The sequence below is a fragment of the Pseudomonas sp. LF-5 genome (assembly GCF_037626295.1).
GTDB lineage: Bacteria > Pseudomonadota > Gammaproteobacteria > Pseudomonadales > Pseudomonadaceae > Aquipseudomonas > Aquipseudomonas monsensis.
In genome coordinates, this window is the sequence record NZ_JARKMT010000021.1 from 1 (window position 1) to 2,528 (window position 2,528).

The following is a 2,528-nucleotide window of genomic DNA, read 5'->3' on the forward strand; positions in this document are numbered from 1 at the left end:
AAGCCGCGGGCCGCGAGCGGTGGCCTATGGAGAAAGCGGTTTCGCGAAGGCTGGCGGGTCGGTGCGATGTTGGGCGGAATGGGCCGTTTGAGGCCGCGGCGCGATACTCGGGAAGAGCCCGCGGCATGGATGTCGGGTAGGACTGGCGGTCTGGGCGAGCGTTGATGTGGCTGGCGATGTTCCCGGTACGAGCGGCACGAACGCCGGAAGCGGGGTGACCGCGTGGCGGGGGTGGGTCGAGCCGTGCGGGGTCATGGCGTGATGGTCCCGGTCGAAGTGCCGCTGTGCGGCGGGGCGCGAGGCCGGCACCAGCGTTCGAAGGTTTCGATGACGACCATGTGGCCGCCGCAGCATGGGCATGGCGGACGGGCATCCGGGGGCTCGGGTTGCACGTCGGTCGTTGCGGGCGGCGCGACCCCGAGCAGCCGGCGGACGTGGTCGAGTTGTGCCTTGCGGGTGGCACCGGCGAGCAGGCCATAGTGGCGGATGCGGTGGAAGCCCTTGGGCAGGATGTGGAGCAGGAAGCGGCGGATGAACTCGTCGGGGCTGAGCGTCATGACCTGCTGGCGGTCGACACCGCCGCGACGGTAATCCTTGTAGCGGAAGGTGACGCCGGTCTGGTCGAGGCGCAGGAGCCGGCTGTTCGAGATGGCGACGCGGTGGGTATAGCGCGACAGATAGGCGAGCACCGTCTCGGGGCCTGCGAACGGCGGCTTGGCATAGACGACCCAGCGCTTCTTCCTGACCGGGGCCAGGTGCCGCAGGAAGGTGCGCCGGTCGGCAAGGTGCGCGAGGCTGCCATGGAAGCCAAGCCGCCCGGCGTCGTACAGCCCCATCAGCCGGGTCAGGAACAGGCGGCGGAACAGCTTGCCGAGCACGCGGACAGGTAGCAGAAACGCCGGGCGTGACGAGATCCAGCGGCTGCCGTCTGGCGACAATCCGCCGCCCGGGACAATCATGTGGATGTGCGGATGATGGGTCATCGCCGAGCCCCAGGTGTGCAGGACCGCGGTGATGCCGATGCGTACGCCCAGATGCTTCGGGTCCGCGGCGATAGTCGTCATCGTCTCCGACGCCGCCTGGAACAGCAGGCCGTAAACCGCCGCCTTGTTCTGGAGCGCGATATCGGCGACCTCGGCTGGCAGCGTGAAGACGACGTGGAAATAGCCAACCGGCAGCAGGTCGGCCTCGCGCTCGGCGAGCCACGTGCGCGCGGCGGCACCCTGGCACCGCGGGCAGTGCCGGTTGCGGCACGAGTTATAGGCGATCCGCCAGTGCCCGCAGTCGGTGCAGGCCTCGACGTGCCCGCCCATGATGGCGGTCCGGCAGGTTTCTATCGCCGACATGACCTTGAGCTGGTCCAGGCTCAGATGCCCGGTGTGGGTGACCCGGTATGAAGGACCGGCAGCGCGGAAGATGTCGGCGACCTCGAGGGAGGCGCGCACGCGGGCGTCACCCGGCGGGCGTCCTGCCCTCCATCAGCGCCATCAGCTGGTCGAGCGGCCCTGTCACCGCGCGGATCGTGCGGGTGGCGACCTTGGTGTAAAGCGCGGTGGTCTCGAGCTTGCTGTGCCCGAGCAGCACCTGGATGACGCGGATGTCGACATCCTGCTCGAGCAGGTGCGTGGCGAAGCTGTGCCGCAGCGTGTGCGGGCTGACCCGCTTGCGGATGCCGGCTGCCTCCGCCGCCTCATGAACGGCGCGATGCAACTGCCGGGTCGAGATCGGGTCGGTGTAGCTGCGGCCCGGGAACAGCCAGCCATGCGGTAGCAGGACGCTGCGCCGCTTGCCCTCGCGCCACCAGAGCCGCAGTAGTTCGAGCAGTTGCGGCGATAGCATCGCGTTGCGGTCCTTGCGGCCTTTGCCTTCCTCGATGCGGATCAGCATGCGCTTGCTGTCGATGTCGTCGGCCTTGAGGTGCGCGACCTCCGACACGCGCAGGCCGGCGCCGTACGCCACGCCGAGCGCGGCCCGGTACTTGATGCCCGGTGCCGCCTCGAGCAGCCGCGCGACCTCATCGACGCTCAGCACATCCGGCAGTTTCCGGGGACGCGGCGCCAGCACCAGCTTGCGCGACAGGTCCGGCCGGTCGAGTGTCACCCCGAATAGGAAGCGCAACGCTGATACCGTGGCACCGATGACGGACTCGCTGATGCCGTGCTCGCGCTGGTGGACCTGGAAGCGCCGCACATCCTCTGCCGTCGCGGTATCCGGCGGGCGTTTCAGGAACGCCGCGAAGGCGCGGACGTGGCGGACATAGTCGTGCTGCGTCCGAGCCCGCATCGAACGCATCGCCATATCGTCGAGCATCCGCTGACGCAGCGGGGTGATGGGTGCTTGGGTCGGTGACGTCGTCATGACAGGGTTCCTCTTGTTGAAGGAACCCCATCGTCTGCCTCCGATGCCGCAGGGACAAACCTCAGCGCCGCCCGCTACATCACCGCCAAGCACCAATGCCGCGCAGCGGCTTCGTGCTATGGGTCTAGCCGTTGTGCGGCTTGCATTTCTGGTTGGGTGGTAAGCTCACG

Annotated in this window: 2 protein-coding genes; both read right to left on the reverse strand. The window is 68.3% G+C overall.

Going from position 1 to position 2,528, the window contains the following annotated elements; all coding sequences use genetic code 11:
• Nucleotides 1-251: 251 nt before the first annotated feature.
• On the reverse strand, nucleotides 252-1,445 hold the full coding sequence (locus tag PseuLF5_RS28065) for an IS91 family transposase (RefSeq protein WP_340135113.1): 1,194 nt from the start codon (nucleotides 1,443-1,445) through the stop codon (nucleotides 252-254).
• Between the two features lie 7 nt (nucleotides 1,446-1,452).
• The gene (locus PseuLF5_RS28070) at nucleotides 1,453-2,358 is read right to left on the reverse strand and encodes a tyrosine-type recombinase/integrase (RefSeq protein ID WP_322957825.1); all 906 of its coding nucleotides are present in this window, start codon (nucleotides 2,356-2,358) and stop codon (nucleotides 1,453-1,455) included.
• Nucleotides 2,359-2,528 lie beyond the last annotated feature (170 nt).

Coding starts and splice junctions, on each gene's coding strand:
- PseuLF5_RS28070 (WP_322957825.1), bottom strand. CDS start 2,358: ATGACGACGTCACCGACCCAAGCACCCATCACCCCGCTGCGTCAGCGG.